17 protein-coding genes are annotated in these 16569 nt (G+C 49.5%); 14 read left to right on the top strand and 3 right to left on the bottom strand.

Annotated elements, in window-relative coordinates:
- The first annotated feature begins 1 nt into the window (after position 1).
- Together BGO59_RS23130 and BGO59_RS23125 are read left to right on the top strand one after the other, a co-directional pair.
- Positions 2-3682 (top strand): BamA/TamA family outer membrane protein, encoded by a 3681-nt coding sequence (locus BGO59_RS23130; RefSeq protein WP_293687178.1) that lies wholly within the window; start codon positions 2-4, stop codon positions 3680-3682.
- Positions 3683-3705: 23 nt separating this feature from the next.
- A complete protein-coding gene (locus BGO59_RS23125; RefSeq protein WP_293687176.1) occupies positions 3706-4980 on the top strand; it encodes a Pycsar system effector family protein in 1275 nt (424 codons plus the stop codon).
- Between the two features lie 81 nt (positions 4981-5061).
- Here BGO59_RS23125 and BGO59_RS23120 read toward each other — a convergent pair whose 3' ends face one another.
- Positions 5062-5961 carry a hypothetical protein gene (locus tag BGO59_RS23120; RefSeq protein WP_293687174.1) on the bottom strand — a complete coding sequence of 300 codons (900 nt, stop codon included), beginning with the start codon at positions 5959-5961 and terminating at the stop codon, positions 5062-5064.
- Positions 5962-6194: 233 nt separating this feature from the next.
- Positions 6195-7406: a molybdopterin molybdotransferase MoeA gene (locus BGO59_RS23115; RefSeq protein WP_293687172.1), complete on the bottom strand. Its 1212-nt coding sequence runs from the start codon at positions 7404-7406 to the stop codon at positions 6195-6197.
- A 124-nt stretch (positions 7407-7530) separates the two neighbouring features.
- Between BGO59_RS23115 and moaC the strand changes: the two genes are divergently transcribed.
- From moaC to BGO59_RS23100, 3 genes are read left to right on the top strand one after another with little or no spacing between them, the layout of a single operon-like run.
- Positions 7531-8013, top strand: coding sequence for a cyclic pyranopterin monophosphate synthase MoaC (gene moaC, locus BGO59_RS23110; protein ID WP_293687170.1), 483 nt, complete (start codon positions 7531-7533; stop codon positions 8011-8013).
- A complete protein-coding gene (locus BGO59_RS23105) occupies positions 8006-8584 on the top strand; it encodes an NTP transferase domain-containing protein (RefSeq protein ID WP_293687168.1) in 579 nt (192 codons plus the stop codon). Before moaC ends, BGO59_RS23105 begins: the two co-directional genes overlap by 8 nt.
- Before the next feature lie 42 nt (positions 8585-8626).
- The gene (locus BGO59_RS23100; protein ID WP_293687166.1) at positions 8627-9229 is read left to right on the top strand and encodes a hypothetical protein; all 603 of its coding nucleotides are present in this window, start codon (positions 8627-8629) and stop codon (positions 9227-9229) included.
- A gap of 23 nt (positions 9230-9252) precedes the next feature.
- Here the strand turns inward: BGO59_RS23100 and BGO59_RS23095 are convergent, their stop codons facing one another.
- Positions 9253-9699, bottom strand: coding sequence for a hypothetical protein (locus tag BGO59_RS23095; protein WP_293687164.1), 447 nt, complete (start codon positions 9697-9699; stop codon positions 9253-9255).
- A 211-nt stretch (positions 9700-9910) separates the two neighbouring features.
- On the opposite strand from BGO59_RS23095, the gene BGO59_RS23090 reads away from it, so the two are divergent.
- The 9 genes from BGO59_RS23090 to BGO59_RS23050 all read left to right on the top strand — a co-directional run bounded on the left by BGO59_RS23090 (position 9911) and on the right by BGO59_RS23050 (position 16498).
- Positions 9911-10696, top strand: a complete 786-nt coding sequence (locus tag BGO59_RS23090) for an aminoglycoside 6-adenylyltransferase (protein ID WP_293687162.1) — start codon at positions 9911-9913, stop codon at positions 10694-10696.
- A gap of 102 nt (positions 10697-10798) precedes the next feature.
- Positions 10799-11278, top strand: a complete 480-nt coding sequence (locus BGO59_RS23085; RefSeq protein ID WP_218919492.1) for a nucleoside deaminase — start codon at positions 10799-10801, stop codon at positions 11276-11278.
- A 126-nt stretch (positions 11279-11404) separates the two neighbouring features.
- Positions 11405-12610 (top strand): DegT/DnrJ/EryC1/StrS aminotransferase family protein, encoded by a 1206-nt coding sequence (locus BGO59_RS23080; RefSeq protein ID WP_293687159.1) that lies wholly within the window; start codon positions 11405-11407, stop codon positions 12608-12610.
- A gap of 19 nt (positions 12611-12629) precedes the next feature.
- Positions 12630-12833, top strand: coding sequence for a DUF2281 domain-containing protein (locus BGO59_RS23075; RefSeq protein ID WP_293687157.1), 204 nt, complete (start codon positions 12630-12632; stop codon positions 12831-12833).
- A complete protein-coding gene (locus tag BGO59_RS23070) occupies positions 12833-13216 on the top strand; it encodes a type II toxin-antitoxin system VapC family toxin (RefSeq protein WP_293687155.1) in 384 nt (127 codons plus the stop codon). Before BGO59_RS23075 ends, BGO59_RS23070 begins: the two co-directional genes overlap by 1 nt.
- Positions 13210-14313 (top strand): iron-containing alcohol dehydrogenase family protein, encoded by a 1104-nt coding sequence (locus BGO59_RS23065; protein ID WP_293687153.1) that lies wholly within the window; start codon positions 13210-13212, stop codon positions 14311-14313. Before BGO59_RS23070 ends, BGO59_RS23065 begins: the two co-directional genes overlap by 7 nt.
- Positions 14314-14341: 28 nt before the next feature.
- Positions 14342-14839 carry a signal peptidase II gene (lspA, locus tag BGO59_RS23060; RefSeq protein WP_293687151.1) on the top strand — a complete coding sequence of 166 codons (498 nt, stop codon included), beginning with the start codon at positions 14342-14344 and terminating at the stop codon, positions 14837-14839.
- Between the two features lie 14 nt (positions 14840-14853).
- Complete coding sequence (gene kdsA / locus BGO59_RS23055; RefSeq protein ID WP_020600802.1) at positions 14854-15705, top strand: 3-deoxy-8-phosphooctulonate synthase; 852 nt, start codon at positions 14854-14856, stop codon at positions 15703-15705.
- A gap of 91 nt (positions 15706-15796) precedes the next feature.
- Positions 15797-16498, top strand: a complete 702-nt coding sequence (locus BGO59_RS23050; protein WP_293687147.1) for a phosphatase — start codon at positions 15797-15799, stop codon at positions 16496-16498.
- The last annotated feature ends 71 nt before the right edge of the window (positions 16499-16569 follow it).

The following is a 16569-nucleotide window of genomic DNA, read 5'->3' as shown; positions in this document are numbered from 1 at the left end:
CATGAAACGAGTACAAAAAGCAGGGTATGGGCTGATGGGTTTGCTATGCCTTTGTAGTAGTGTTATTGCAACGTACGCACAGGTAAAGACAACCCCTGCTGGCGATTCGATCCGGCAGCGGGTGATCCTGATTGGCGATGCCGGTCGTTTACGAAACGGTAAAAATCCGGTCGTGGATGCCGTATCCAGCCGCTATAACCTGAACGATTCCCGCACAACGCTGCTATATCTGGGCGATAATGTGTATACCTACGGTCTTCCCGAGAAAGGCAGTCCCGGTTATGATTCACTTGTCGCTGTACTGGCGTATCAGGCCCGGCCTGGATTGGCCCGGCCTGGATTGGGTAAAGCTGGAAACGTACTTTTTATTCCCGGCAATCACGACTGGTCGAAGGGGCGGCCGGATGGTTGGGAGCGTATCAAACGGCAGGGCGAATGGCTCGATAGTTTACAGGTGCCTACCATCCGAATGGTACCATCGGGCGGTTGTCCCGGACCGGAAGAAATCCCTCTGGGGGCTAATCTGGTGCTGGTGGTGGTCGATACGCAATGGTGGCTGCATCCGTATGCCAAACCGGGGGTTGAGTCGGATTGCGCCTGCAAAAGTGAGGACGAAGTGTTGGCCCGCCTGTCGGATATTGCCTACCGGAACAAGGGCAAGGGAATCATTCTGGCAACGCACCATCCCATGCGCAGCTATGGTATTCACGGTGGCTACTATACGCTGAAACAGCACATTTTTCCGCTCACCGAGTTCTCGTCGGGGTTGTATATTCCCTTACCCGTAATCGGCTCCATTTATCCGTTGGTGCGGGGTGTGTTCGGTAATATTCAGGACCTTCCCAACCCCAGCTATCAACTGATGGTGAAAGCGTTTGAGCGGGCAATGGCTCCTGCGCCAAATGTGGTGTTCGTAGCCGGGCATGATCATGCTTTACAGCATATTGTGGATGGGTCGCGAAACTACATTGTGAGTGGATCAGGCATAAATCGTGAACGCGTAAAGCAGGGTAAGCTAGCTCAGTTTGTCAGCAGCGATTGGGGGTATGTCGTACTGGACTTACTGGCTAATGGCAGGCTGAACGCTACTTTTTATACCGTCGATGAACAGGCAAAGGCTACTGAAGCGCATACCGCTACGTTGTTTACAGTTCCAACGAAAGTCGATACCGTAACAGCAAATGGGCAACGACCCAACTGGCCCGATAGCGTACAAGTAGCCATTGCGCCTGAATACGAACGTGTTGGACGCGTCCATCGTTGGTTGCTGGGTACGAATTACCGGACGGAGTGGGCTTCGACCGTGAAGTTGCCGGTTTTCGATATCAGGCGCACGATGGGCGGATTCAAAATTTTACAGCGTGGGGGAGGTTTCCAAACCAAATCGCTACGAATCGAGGACTCTATTGGCCGGGAGTGGGTATTACGAAGTATTCAGAAGGACCCGGCAAAAGCACTTCCTCGTATCCTGCAGCAGACCATTGCCAAAGATGTCTTACAAGACGAAATATCGGCGGGTTATCCATTCGCGCCCTTAGCTGTCCCCATTCTGGCGCAGGCGGCTGGGGTTCCCCATGCCAATCCTCGTGTGGTGTATCTACCCGACGATCCTGCTCTGGGTATTTATCAGGCTGATTTTGGGAATGGTGTTTTCCTGTTCGAAGAGCGAAATCCTGGCGATAGTAAGTCGGTCAGTACGCCCAAAGTATTGGACGCACTGGAAAACGATAATGACAATCGGGTCGATGAGAAGGCGGTACTGCGGGCGCGGATGCTCGATTTGTTCATGGGCGACTGGGACCGTCACGAAGATCAATGGCGCTGGGGAAGTCGAAAACAGGATAAAGGTAAGCTCTATTACCCCATCCCCCGCGACCGTGACCAGGTGTTTTTTCGGGCAAACGGACTCCTGCCAACGATTGGCTCACTACCCTGGATACAGCCTAAGTTTCAGGGGTTTACCGCTAAGCTGCCAAATGTAAATGGGTTTATGTTTAATGGCCGCTATTTCGACCGGTTATTTTTACACAGCCTGACCGAACAAGATTGGACGGTGGAGCTAAAGAAACTGCACGATGCCTTAACGGACGAGGTACTGGAACAGGCTATCCGGCAGTTGCCCGAAGCATCTCAGAAAAAAACTGGACAGAAATTGCTGGAAACGCTGAAAAGTCGGCGGGAATGGCTTCTGAAAGAAGGGCTAACCTATTATCGCTTTTTAGCCAAAGTAGTCGATATTCCCGGTTCGGATAAGGCCGAACTGTTCCGCATCGAACACCTGCCCGACAATAAGCTGACGGTTTCCATCTTCAAAATCACCCGAAATGGGGTAGACGATTCGCCACTGTATCGTCGGGAGTTTGATGGACGGGTAACGGATGAGGTTCGGTTGTACGGTCGTAAAGGCGATGATCGGTTCGAGGTCGTTGGCACCCAGCCTGCTCATATTCGGGTGCGGCTTATCGGCGGCAAAGGCGAAGATGTGTTTACCGTAGAAGGGCAGCCGGGAAAACCACATATCTATGACGTACGTACCGAAGCCAATGTACTGCCCGAAGCGGGTAAGCTGATCGACCGCCGTTCGACGGATAAGGCCGTAAACCAGTACGACTCGCATGCTTTCAAGTATGATCGGGTGGCTCCGTTAGCAACGATCGGTTTTAACCCGGACGATGGCCTGATTCTGGGGGCAGGGGTTCAGTGGACCAAACAGGGGTTTCGTAAAGCGCCTTATGCGGCCATGAACCGCCTGATGATAACCCGTTCACTGGCTACCGAAGCCATGTCGATCAAATACGACGGTATTTTTACAGACCTGATCGGCAAAAATGATCTATGGCTCAGTGCCTTTTCGAAAGCTCCCGACAACGTAACCAACTTTTTCGGCCCTGGCAACGAAACGGCCTACGACAAAAGTCATTCGATCCGGTATTACCGTACTCGCTACGATCTGATTAATATTGCGGCCTTGCTAAAACCCCAAACCGGCAACCATATGGAATTGTCGGTTGGTCCTGTTTTTCAGCATTTCAGCCTTAACCAAGGCGATAATGGCGGTCGATTTATTGAGAAGTACCTGGCCGATTTGCCTCCTCAGGAACGTTTTCTGCAGCAGGAGAGCTACGTAGGGCTACAGGCTGGACTATTGATCAACAACCGGAATAACCCTGTACAACCTTCGCGGGGCCTGCACTGGAACACGACGGTCCTGGCTTTGCAGGGGTTCGACGAAAAAAGCAATAACCTGTTGCAATTCCGCACCGATCTAAGCATCTATACCAGTTTCAGCCCAGCCGCCCGGTTTGTCATTTCCAACCGAATTGGTGGCGGACTGACGTACGGAAACCCTGCTTTTTACCAGTTGCTCTACCTGGGTGGCCAAGACAACCTTCGCGGGTTTCGGACGTATCGATTTGCGGGAAATCACCTGATCTATCATAACATCGAAGCCCGGCTGAAGCTGTTTAGTTTTCGGTCCTTTCTGTTTCCAGCCAGTGTAGGCTTACTGGCGTTCAATGATGTAGGTCGGGTATGGCTCAACGGAGAATCGTCGCATCGCTGGCATGACGGCTATGGAGCAGGGCTCTATATGAATCCAGCTCAATTACTTACGATAACGGCATCCGTTGGTTTTTCCGATGAATCAACCTTACCTTACGTGTCGCTTGGTTTCCGATTCTGATTTCACTGAAAAACTGCAACCCAATGCTTCCTGACCTCTTAACACAGACCGAAACCTACGCTATTCAATTTTTTGTCGATCACCTAAGCCCCGATTTTACCTATCACAATCGGGAACATACGCAGGAGGTCGTACAGGCTGTCGATCAAATGGCCCGATTTTATAAATTGTCTGAGTCGGACTATACGACGGTTATGGTAGCGGCCTGGTTACATGACCTGGGGAATCTGACCGGGCCATCTGGTGGGCATGAAGAACGAAGCGTCGGATTAGCCGCTGATTTTTTAACAAAGCTGGGTGTTTCGACGGAGATTATCAGGAATGTTCAGGCCTGTATTCGGGCTACTAAAATGCCGCAATCGCCTACCAATCGTCTGGAGGAAATCCTGTGTGATGCCGATCTGTTTCACTTGGGTAGCGAAGATTATCCTGATTACCAGAAACGACTTCGGAAAGAGCAGGAAAACCGGACGGGTCTGGAGATTTCGGGGAAAGTTTGGCGGCAACAGAACATTTCCTTACTCGAAAGTCATCGCTACTTTACTGACTATGCCCAGGAGAAACTGGCGGCCGGCCAGGCTGAGAACCTTCGTCAATTGCTGGAAAAGCAAGCCGAAAAGGCCACCGGAAAAGAGGCTAAGCAGGAGAAAAATAGCCCCAAAGAACATACCGTTGTTGCTGAGAAACCTGCTTCTGATACGGTTGAACCGCCAATGTCAGACCCATTGAGTTGGAAGGAGCCAAAGGAAAAGAAAAAAGAGAAGGATAAACGTTCAGAGCGTGGCATCGAAACCATGTTTCGAACCACCTCGACTAATCACATGCGCCTGAGCGAAATTGCCGATAGCAAGGCCAATATTATGATTTCGGTAAACTCGATCATGGTATCGGTACTTGTGTCGATATTGCCGCGCCGGATCGAGGAAAACCCATATTTGATGGTTCCTACCACTTTATTTTTGATTACGTCGGTACTAACCATCGTGTTTGCTATCCTGACTACCCGGCCCAACGTCAGTCATGGTACCTTTAGCCACAGCGACATTGAGCAGGGCAAGGGGAATCTGCTATTTTTCGGTAATTTCTACCAGATGAGTTTAGGCGAGTATGAATGGGGTATCCAGCAGTTAATGAACGACAGTACCTATCTCTACAACTCAATGGCCCGCGACATTTATTACCTGGGGCTAGTGCTGGCTAGAAAATATAAACTACTTCGGGTGGCCTACAACATATTCATGTTTGGCTTTATCATTTCCATTCTGGCCTTTCTGGTTGTGTTTTTCATTAAAAAGTAAAAGCAAAACATAAAACTTCCCGAAGGTTGCAAACCCTCGGGAAGCTGACATCACGGAAAAATGGCTTATCTCGATTTACAACTACATCCGGCCAACCAGCAGTTCGACGATGTATTGGTAGGAGTCGGTGGTTAATTTCTGGTTGATGGTTTGGTCCCACCGTTCGCGTTCAGTAACTCGGCCATCGGCGTTTAGTGTGTATTTGTATCGGTAGTTGAATAGAACTTTATAGGGGCTGCTCTGAATACGGCTGATACTCTGAACCAGATGTTTGTGAAATTTTCCGAAAATGGGGAGGAACAATAACTCGGTGCCCTGGTCAAGGTTGCTGTCGAATGTGGTATGCAATGGGTTCTGAGGATGGTAGTCCGTCTGCATAGGGCCATATCCCGTATAGCTGTATAGATTTTGATACTCAATCGTTCCGTTGAACTTCTGCGTCACCATCGATAGTTCGCCATCGCCATCGTAAGTGAATTCAGTAGAGCGGGCTGAACCGCCATCTTCCCGGTATTTAACCAGGTGCTGGTTCACAAAGTCATAATCTACATAATACTCCATTGAAACGGCGCCGGTGTTGTCGTAAAAGCGGACCCAACCCGTGTTGGCAGTGTAATCGGGATTGAGGCTGATCACATTGACTTTGTATTTTACCGGTACACCACTGTTGGTCGAATAGCTGGTAGCTTTTACGTAAGCGGGGCTTACACTGTGCTCATAGTCCGTGTAAAAGTTGCTGCGTTTAACTTTTACAATCTTACCATCGGCGTTATATGATAGCTCATACGGTCCTTCTTTTACCAGCGTATATTTCTTGGTAGCTGCCAGCAAGTTACTTTGTACAGCGACATCGGACCCGGCATGGGTATTGGTTACTTCTGGGCCTACAGGGGTAGGGAGGGCATCTTTTTGGCAGGAAACCAGACTGGTACTTACGGCAAAACTTACAGCACACAGGGTAATCTTAAAAGCGGAATTCATTGGATTTGTTGTGTTTGAAATAGAATTAGTGAATGGTTGTCAACCATTGTATCGATTGAACACAACAAAGGTAGAGGGATCGGTGGGCGGCCTGCCAGCTTCAGTCAACAACGGGTAGCGCTGACTGAATAACTAGCGGGGGAAATTGGATAGTTTGACGATTGCCTATTATGACATAAAAGCCATACAAGGTCATTCAGTTTGATCAATAGCGCATCAGATGCAGTGCTGTTTTAAACCGTTGGCCATACCTGAAAGGCTTCACCAACCCCAAATTCCGATCGGTCGGCAGGAAGCTCCATGAAGCCATCAGCGGCTAACAGATTCGCAAAATCGGCAGAGCCGGAGCCGGGTAGGGGGTGAGCCAGTGTTCGTCCGTCAGGTTCAGAGATAAGCCGGACAGGCAGGAAATAGGTGATAGCCGGTTTGAAAACAACGGGTTGAGTGAGCTGGGCATAGTGTGCAGGAGCCGGGCCTAGTCCGAGCGATGCCCTTAGGTAGGGTATCACATACCGATACGCACATAAAACGGTCGAAACCGGGTTGCCGGGAAGCGCAAAAACGGTTCGATTCGGATAGGCCGTATCGGCTGAAGAGGTTCCAAACCAGAGTGGCTTTCCCGGTCGTTGTTCAATCTTATGGAAATGCTTCTGAATACCCAGTCGCGCCAGTACATCTGGTACAAAATCGGCTTTCCCAGCCGACACGCCCCCGCTCAGAATCAGAACATCATTTTGTACCAATAACGCCTGAATGGCTGTCTGTAACTGGTATTCATCATCGACAATGTGATGCAGGGTAGCCGAAATACCCACTGACATAAGGGCCGCTCGCAGCATGTAGGTATTCGACCGGCGAATCTGATGGGGGAGGGGTGTGTCACCCACATCGACTAGTTCATCGCCTGTTGATATGAGCGCCACGCGGGGTAATGCGGAAACCACAATGGTTGATTGGCCCACCGAAGCGGCTACAGCAATGGCGGATGGACTCAGCCGAGTGCCCGTAGGCAGCAATTCATCACCCGCCTGTCGGTCGATAGCCTGAGCATGGACGTGCTGACCTAACACTACATCGTCAATTGTAATGGTAGCCTGACCGTTGGCAACCGTTATGTCTTCATACCGAACAATCGTATCGATTCCCGCAGGTAGCATGGCGCCCGTCATCACTTCCAGACAGGCTGTTGAGTCAGCGAGAGTTTGCTGAGGCTGACCAGCAAATTGTTGTCCAATAATCGTAAAGGTTCGCTGACCAGAAGCATAAGCGGCATATGCAATCCCAATGCCATCCATCGACACACGATTGAACGGTGGGAAGTCACGGTCGGCATACACCGGTTCGCGCAGCACACGGCCTAACGAATCGTTTAGGGAAATAGCCTCAGTAGGCAGCGTAAGCAGGTGTTGTTGAGTAACGGCAAAGGCTTCGGCAACAGAAAACATAACTGAATGACTAATGGGTAATGAATAATGGACAATGTACAATGAAAATACCTAATACGGTTCCTCTCTTTGTACCTTTACATTACCCATTAGTCATTGTCCATTGTTCATTACTCGTACAGTTATGTTTTCGCACCTTAACGCCGAAGGAAATCCCGCTATGGTTGATGTGGGCGGTAAAACCGTTTCGCGTCGAACGGCCCGTGCCCGCAGTGTTGTGGCACTTGGACCTGATATTATGCAGCATCTGGCTCCGTCAGGCTCGAATGGAACGGAGATTACGACCAAAAAAGGTCCTGTTTTTCAAACGGCGATTATTGCTGGAACGATGGCTGCTAAACGGACCGATGACCTAATCCCGCTCTGTCATTCACTGGGGCTCGACAATTGCCAGATTACCGTAACCACCGAAGGGACTGATGCCATTGTAGACTGTCTGGTGTCGACCGAGGGCAAAACCGGGGTTGAGATGGAAGCGCTGGTTGGAGCATCGGTAGCGGCTTTGACAATCTATGATATGTGTAAAGCCTTCTCGCACGACATTGTGATCAAAGAAACCAAGCTCATGGAAAAAACGGGCGGTAAACGAGACTTTCGACGTGAGTAAAATCAATGGACTCATCCTGACGGGCGGGCGTAGCACGCGTATGGGTACGGATAAATCGCAGTTGATCTATCACGGAAAATCCCAGCGCGATCATTTAACCGAATTGCTCCGACCGTATTGCAGCGTGGTATTCTGGTCGGTGAATAGCACGCAGGAAGCCGAACTGGAGGTGGCTGGGCAACTTCAGCTTCGGCTAGTGGATCGGTATGATCTGCCGGGGCCGATTAACGGTATTTTGTCGGCGTTTGCCTATGATCCACAGGCTGCCTGGTTTGTCGTAGCTTGCGACATGCCACTTGTATCGCCTAAATCCATTGATGCACTGGTGAAAGGGCGAAATCCGGCCAAACTGGCTACCGTATTTTACGATTCAGATGGTCAGTTGCCTGAACCGCTGTTGGGTATTTACGAACCTGCTTTTGGCCCTGTTTTGCATCAGGCTGTTGCTGAAGGGGCTTATTCCCCTCGCCAGATTCTTCTCCAGAATGATATTCTTCTGTTGACGGCACCTGACCTTCGCGAACTGACAAATATTAATAATCCTGAAGAGCGCCAAAAACTTGGACTATAAACAATTGGTTTGTCGAAAAACAGATAATCAAACCAATTCGCTATGACCATATTTCGCCATTTTCTCCTGGCCGCTGGCTCGGTGCTGCTGGGCATTCCGGCTACGGCCCAATCGAATGCCGTTGATTTGCAGGTATTTTCGAATGAACGGATTCAGCATCAGAAAACACTTGGCCTTACATTAGGCGGGTATGCGCTCGCAAACATAGCTGTTGGCAGTATTGCCGCTGGACAAACATCGGGCGAAACGAAGTATTTTCACCGGATGAACGTGTATTGGAATCTGGTTAACCTCGGTATTGCCGGAGTAGGTTTGCTAGGCTCCCGCAGGCCTCAAAAAGGCAATGAAACGCTGAGCGATGCAGTTCGGAAACACGAAACCATGAAACAGATTTTGCTGCTCAATACCGGACTCGATGTAGCTTACGTGATTGGCGGAGCTTATCTGCGTGAACGGGCAGAAACCCGACCCGACCAGGCCGACCAACTGCGAGGTTACGGGAAGTCCATCATGGTGCAGGGTGGATTTCTGCTGGCTTTCGATCTGGTCAATTACCTGATCTTCAAAAAAAGGGGCGACAAGCAGGAGCGTTTATTGCTCTCATCAAGTCCATCGGGTGTCGGATTGATGTGGCCGATTCGGTAAACAGGGTATTGATAATCCTCGCATTAATCCCGAAACGAGATGGTATAAAAGATGGGTTTTTGCAACCTCATACTTGTACCATTCTTGTATTGAATGCGGGCATCCTCTAGTTGAATAATGTATCGGTCGCCCGGAGCTTCAGCAGGAGCAAAGGCGATAGATAAATCATTACCTGAACCTGACCAGTTCAAAAAACCGACTCGTGTTGTGCCCCGCACTCGATTGATGACAGCATTTTTAATGATCACGTTGGAATCTAGCTCTGGGTGTTGCCGATGAGCCTCTGGCGTAAGCTGGCAGGTGAGGGTAATGGTTTGTGAAGAAATTGGGACTTTACTGGTTGGCCCAACGGGTTTTCCATCGGCCAGAATAGTAAACTGAACGGGAGGGTCAGCTATGGCCTGTGCTAGTGTACGTTGTGGCAGGCTGTTCAGAGATACCAGCATAAAAACGATTAATAAGGGTCGCATAGCTACGTGTGAAGGGGTTTTGAGCCAATAACGGAATTGTAAAGTATGTATTGCTGACTTCGTAATGTACTTGTGAATCCAATTGTTGCGGCTCAATTTCTCTGTTTTGGATTGAGCCGATGAAATAGGAGCATAAACCCGAACCAATCCCCTGTACTGATCGTTCTGCGGTAATTTACTAATCGCACCGGTAGCTCGGCGCCACTACTTTATGCAGGTACCGTTACAACCCTTTCAGTCATTCCTTACAAACGCCATTACCGTCATTCAGCAGGACCCCGATGCCGTTGGACTAGCCGTTGGCGGTTCCTGGGCATCGGGTGAGCTGGACGCCTACTCCGACCTCGATCTGGTTCTGGTCAGTAACCAGCAAATTGCGCCTGAACTGGCCAACATGCAGGTCGTTGCTGCCCGATTCGGATCGATGCTGGCTTCCTTTCGGGGCGACCACGTAGGCGAACCCCGTTTGTTGATCGCCCTCTATGAGTCGGCCTTGTTGCATGTTGATATTAAATTCCTAACCCCCGACGAGTTCCATCACCGCGTTGAAAACCCGACAATTCTTTGGGAAAAGGACGGCATGCTGACATCAATTATGGAACAAACTACGGCTCATTATCCGCCTTTTGATTTTCAGTGGGCCGAAGATCGTTTCTGGATTTGGGCCCATTATGCTGCCCTGAAAGTGGGTCGCGGGGAGTATTTCGAAGCTATTGATTTTCTTGCCTTTGTTCGAAATGCCGTCATCGGGCCGCTGCTTCATCTGAAAAATGCCAGTTTACCACGAGGGGTTCGTCGGGCTGAAACAACGTTCGGAACCGATGAGTTAACCCGACTGCGTAAAACGGTTTCGATGCCCGACCGAATGACACTGTTGAGTAGTTTGTGGGAGGTAATGTATATGTATGAATCCCTGCGCGATGCACTGGCACCCGACACGTTTCGTAAAAACAGTGCTGCCCAACTGGCTGTTACCAAGTATCTTGCTGCCCTTTAAAATTTGTCATTCATTGTCAGTAAGCCGCCATACAGTAATCATTTATTGTTGAGGCTGTGAATGATAATGAATGACCACTCAATAACAATGAATGACCCGTATATGACAACAATTGAGGACGAACGTTTTTTGCGCGAGGCTATCCAGCTGGCCCGCGAAGGTATGAACAGCAATCAGGGAGGACCATTTGGTTGCGTGATTGTTCGGGATGGTGAAATTGTTGGGAAAGGCTGCAATCGGGTTACCTCAACCAACGACCCAACGGCTCATGCCGAAGTAGTGGCCATCCGTGATGCCTGCCAGAATCTGGATTCGTTTCAACTGGATGGCTGTACACTCTATGCCTCTTGCGAACCCTGCCCCATGTGCCTGGGGGCTATTTACTGGGCCCGACCCAGTCGGATTGTGTATGCAGCCGAGCATACCGATGCGGCCGACGCTGGTTTCGATGATTCGTTTATTTACAAAGAGTTGGAAAAAAAGCACGAAGAGCGCCACATCCCGATGCAACAACTGCTGCGCAACGAAGCCGGACAGGTGTTTCGGGAGTGGGTGGCTCTGGAGAAACGGATGCCCTATTGATACGTGAATTTTTTCGACAGGATTTACCGGATGAACAGGATTTATTGGTCTAGCTTAAATCCTGTTCATCCGGTAAATCCTGTCAGAGAGAAAAAGCTGTACTTTTGTAAAAAAATAGACTACGTCATGCCAGGAATGGAATTTTTTGGAGCGGCTGAGCGCAAGGAAATCAACGATGTGCTCGAGACCGGCATCCTGTTTCGGTATAATCACGAAGCGCAGCGGAACAATATCTACAAAGCCCGCGAATTTGAGGCCGAGGTTTCTAAGGTCGTAGGGGCGAAATATGCTCATGCGGTATCGAGTGGCTCAACGGCCGTACTCTGTGCATTGGCAGCCGCTGGGATTGGTGCAGGTGACGAGGTCATTGTGCCGCCCTTTACCTACATCGCTACCGTCGAAGCGGTTCTGATGATTGGTGCCTTACCGGTTTTTGCCGACATCGACGAAACGCTTTGCCTGAGTGCCGATGGGATTCGTAAAGCCATCACCCCTAAGACCAAAGCCGTTTGCCTGGTCCATATGTGCGGACAAATGGCCGATATGGATGCGATCATGGCTGTTATTACTGAACATAATCTGGTACTCGTTGAAGATGCTGGTCAGGCGATGGGTGCATCGTTTAAAGGTGTTTCGACAGGGCTTTGGGGTAAAACGGGCGCGTATTCGTTCGATTTCTTCAAAATCGCAACGGCAGGCGAAGGGGGTATTATGGTTACCAACGACGAAACGGCCTATAAACACGCTGATTCCTATTCCGATCATGGACACGACCACATTGGCACCAATAGGGGTATGGAGCAGCACCCGATTCTGGGCTTCAACTACCGGATCAGCGAACTGCATGCGGCTGTAGGTCTGGTACAAACCCGTCGGGTCCCTGAAATCGTCCAGAAAAACAACACCCACAAAAAGCGGTTGATGGAACGGCTGGCGAATGTGCCGGGGGTATCGTTTGCCCGTATTCCTGACGCTGACGGCGATTCGGCTACGTTCTTGAACCTGTTTCTGGAAGATACGCAGTCGGCCCAGCGTACCGTTGCCGAGCTGAATGCGGCTGGTGTTGGTGGGTTCAATTACTGGTTCGTCAATATGTATCACTTCATCAATCAGTGGGATCATATCAAGGAAATGCGGACCGCATCGGCATTGGCAGTTGAGAAGTTCGGTGCCCCTCAGGATTATAAAAACCTCGACATTCCGCGTGCGCAGGCCGTTATTGGCCGGTTGATTTCGTTCGGTATTCGGGCATCGTGGACCACAGACGAAGTAGAAAAGCTAGCCGCTGTCATTGAAGCCGCCGTTCGGAAAGCAACACTGGTAGAAGCGTAATTTTTAACAAGCACCACAAATGTCAACAACAGCCTTACTAACGGAAATAACGGCTCTGCCTCCCGAACTGCGTCAGGAAGTAGAAGATTTTGTTGCGTTTTTGCGAACGAAATCCCAACGAACTTCAGCTATAAAAGAGCGGGAATTCGGTTATGCAAAAGGTAAGGTGCGATTGGCTAAAGACTTTGATGAGCCATTGGACGAGTTTAATGAATATATGTAATGAGGTTGTTGCTGGACACGCACACGCTGCTCTGGTTTTATAGCGGAGATGAATCTTTACCAGACAGTCTTCGACGAATAATAAGCAATCCTGATAACTTGTGTTTTATTAGCATTGCCAGCTTGTGGGAGATTACGATCAAGATGGGTATTGGGAAATTGGAGATTGATTCGCCAATAACCGAACTGTTTAGTTTTTTGGATCGTAATCGGTTTTGGGTAATGCCAATAGAATTGGAGCATTTAGTACAACTTCAAGGATTACCTTATCATCATAAAGACCCTTTCGACAGGCTCATTATAGCACAGGCTTTATCCGAAAATATATCTATTGCTACAAGAGACTCTGTTTTTAGTACATATGGCTTACGTATAATATGGTAACTGCACAGACACAAACCACGCATAAAAATTTTAAAGGCATCGAAAAGACCGTGTTTGGTCGGGGGAGCTTTTCCCAACTCGATGACATTCTGGCTCCGCACCGGGCCGAAAATGAACACTATTTCGTTTTTCTGGTCGATAAGTATTTCGAAGGCAAACCGCTCCAGGAACGGGTTCCGGCACATCCTGAAGACCTGACCTATTACATCAGTGTTGAAGAGCATGAGCCAACCACCGACCAGATCGACCAGCTCCGCGACGAAATTCTGGCTAAGAAAGGTCTTCCTTCGGGTGTAGTAGGCATTGGAGGTGGTAGCATCATGGACATTGCCAAAGCCCTGTCGCTGATGTTTACCAACGAAGGGTCTTCTACGCTGTATCAGGGTCTGAACCTGATCAAAAAGCCGGGTATTTACCACGTTGGCGTACCAACTATTTCGGGTACTGGGGCTGAGGTGTCGATGACGGCTGTCTTGACGGGACCGGTAAAAAAACTCGGTCTCAAATGTGAATGGACGGTATTTAATCAGGTTGTTCTCGACCCTGAACTCATTGTGACGGTGCCGCGCAACTGGTGGTTTTACACGGGTATGGATACCTATATCCACTGCGTAGAGTCGGAAAACGGTCGGATGAATAATGCCTATTCGCACGCCTATGCCGAGCAGGCCATGAAGCTGTGCCGGGAGGTGTATCTGGGAGAAAGCTCAGGCCAGACCCCCGAAAACGATGACAAGCTGATGGTAGCCTCCCTGATGGGTGGATTGAGCCTGACCTATTCGGAAGTGGGCGTGTGTCATGCACTGAGCTATGGCCTGTCGAAAATTCTGGGAACTCGCCATTGTTATGCCAATTGCCTGATCATGAATCATCTGGAAGACTATTATCCAGAGGGCGTGGCCGAGTTCAAGCAGATGGTAGCCTATCACCAGATCGACCTTCCACAAGGGCTGGCAAAAGACTGGGACGACGACACCATTACGAAAATGGCGCATGTATCGTACAACCTGCCGCATATGTGGTTACACGCGATCGGCGACAACTGGCAGGAGGTTATTACCATCGATCTGCTGAAAGATTTGTTCCGTCGGCTGTAAATAGAAGGTATTCTGGTTACTACTAAGCATGAAAAACGCAATCCGAATCTTCCTCATTATTCTTACCGTTTCGGTCAATATCGGCTGCGATCAGGTATCGAAAACCATCGTACGCGACAAGGTAAGTTATGGCGAACGTATCTCGTTGGTACAACGTCATCTGACATTGACTAACGTTGAGAATACGGGCGCGTTTTTAAGTTTAGGTAACACATGGCCTCCGCTGATTAAGAACATTCTATTACTGATACTGCCGATATTGGCGCTTTTGGTGGGGTTTGCTTATCTGATTCTTTCGGCAAAGGCTACCCGGCTTCTGGCGCTGGGAGCCAGCTTTATTATAGGAGGAGGTATTGGCAATCTCATCGACCGGGCAGCTTACGGTTCGGTAACCGACTTCTTGCATATCCGTTTGGGTTTGTTGCAAACCGGTATTTTCAACATGGCTGACGTATCGGTCATGGTGGGAGCCGGACTTATTTTATTGGATGCTTTCCTGAAGAAGGATAAGAGCCAGTTTACTTAAAACGACAGAAAAAAATGTCACAAAAAATCGTTCGCGTTGGCGACATCGAGTGCGGGACTGATGACCTATTTCTCATCAGTGGTCCCTGCGTAATCGAAGACGAAAAAATCATGATGACTGTTGCCGAACAACTCCGCGAAATTCAGGAGCGGGTCGGTATCAAAATCATTTATAAATCATCGTTTCAGAAGGACAATCGCTCCAGCCTGAACTATTATAATGGCCCTGGTCTGGAAAAAGGGATTCAGGTGCTGGCTAAAGTAAAAGAGCAGTTCGGTTTTCCGCTGCTGACCGACGTTCATTATCCGGACCAGTGTGCTCCGGTTGCCGAAGTGGTCGATGTGATTCAGATTCCGGCTTACCTATGTATGCAAACCATGCTGGTTACGGCGGCTGCTAAAACCGGACGGGTGGTTAATATCAAACACGGACAGTTTCTGGCACCGGAAAATATGAAACACCCGGTCAAAAAAATTGAGGATTCGGGCAACGACCAAATCATCCTGACCGAGCGCGGTTACACGTTTGGCTATAACGATCTGGTAGTCGATCCACGTAGTTTTTATCACATGGCGCGCACCAATTATCCGGTAGTATTCGACGTAACCCATGCTATTCGGAAGTATGGTATTCCTTCGGCCGATGCCAAAGGGGGCGCTCGTGAATACCTGCCTGTATTGGCTCGTGCAGGTGTCGCTGCGGGTGTTGATGGCCTGTTTGTGGAAACGCATACCTGCCCATCCGAAGCCCTTTGCGACGCAGCCAGCCAACTCGACATCCGATACCTGGAAGAGTTCCTGAAGCCCCTGCTCGAACTCCATGCCGTTGAAGTTAAATACCGGAATACACTGCCAGAATTGGCGTAATAATCTATAAAGTGAGTGGTGTCGGGTTCTCAAACCCGACACCACTCGCGTCAGCAATAGTGTCGGGTTTGAGAACCCGACACCACAATGAATGACTGAAATCGAAACTGCCTTTACCGCCCTGGGTGGAAAATTTGTTACGCCTGCCGACCAGATTGCGAAGAAACTTCTATCGGTGAAGGCCATCGTGTTCGACTGGGACGGTGTGTTTAATAACGGGATTAAGACCGCATCGGGTAGCAGTTCGTTCAGCGAAGTCGATTCAATGGGTACGAACCTGCTCCGGTTTGGCCTTTGGTTGCAGCATAACCAGCAATTACCCGTTGCCGCTGTCATTACGGGGGTAACGAACGATCTGGCCGAAATGCTTGTGCGTCGGGAACATTTTCATGCCTACTACGCGCAGGCCAAGCACAAGATCGACGTATTGCATCATTTGCTGGATCAGCACCAGCTCAAGCCATCGGAAGTAGCCTTTTTCTTCGATGATGCCCTCGACCTGTCCGTAGCCGAAGTAGCAGGGGTTCGGATCATGATTCGGCGGGACGCCAATCCGTTGTTTATGGAGTATGTCATCCGAAACGGTCTTGCCGACTATGTGACGGGTAGTCAAAGTGGTCAGTTTGCCGTGCGCGAGAGCAGCGAATTACTGCTGGGTTTATTAGGTCAATTTGAAACCGTGATGGCCGAACGACTCCGCTATAAGCCGGTTTATGATGCGTATTACCAACAACGCCAGGCCATCGAACCTACGTACTGGATAGTGGGCTCGAATGGGCCCGAGCCTAAATAATGATAACACGGAGATGCGCAAAGAAACACGAAGATACACAGAGAGAATCAACTAAAACTCGGTGAATCTCC

The organism is Spirosoma sp. 48-14 (assembly GCF_001898575.1).
In the GTDB taxonomy this organism is placed as follows: domain Bacteria; phylum Bacteroidota; class Bacteroidia; order Cytophagales; family Spirosomataceae; genus Spirosoma.
This window is presented reverse-complemented; position numbering and strand designations above follow the sequence as displayed.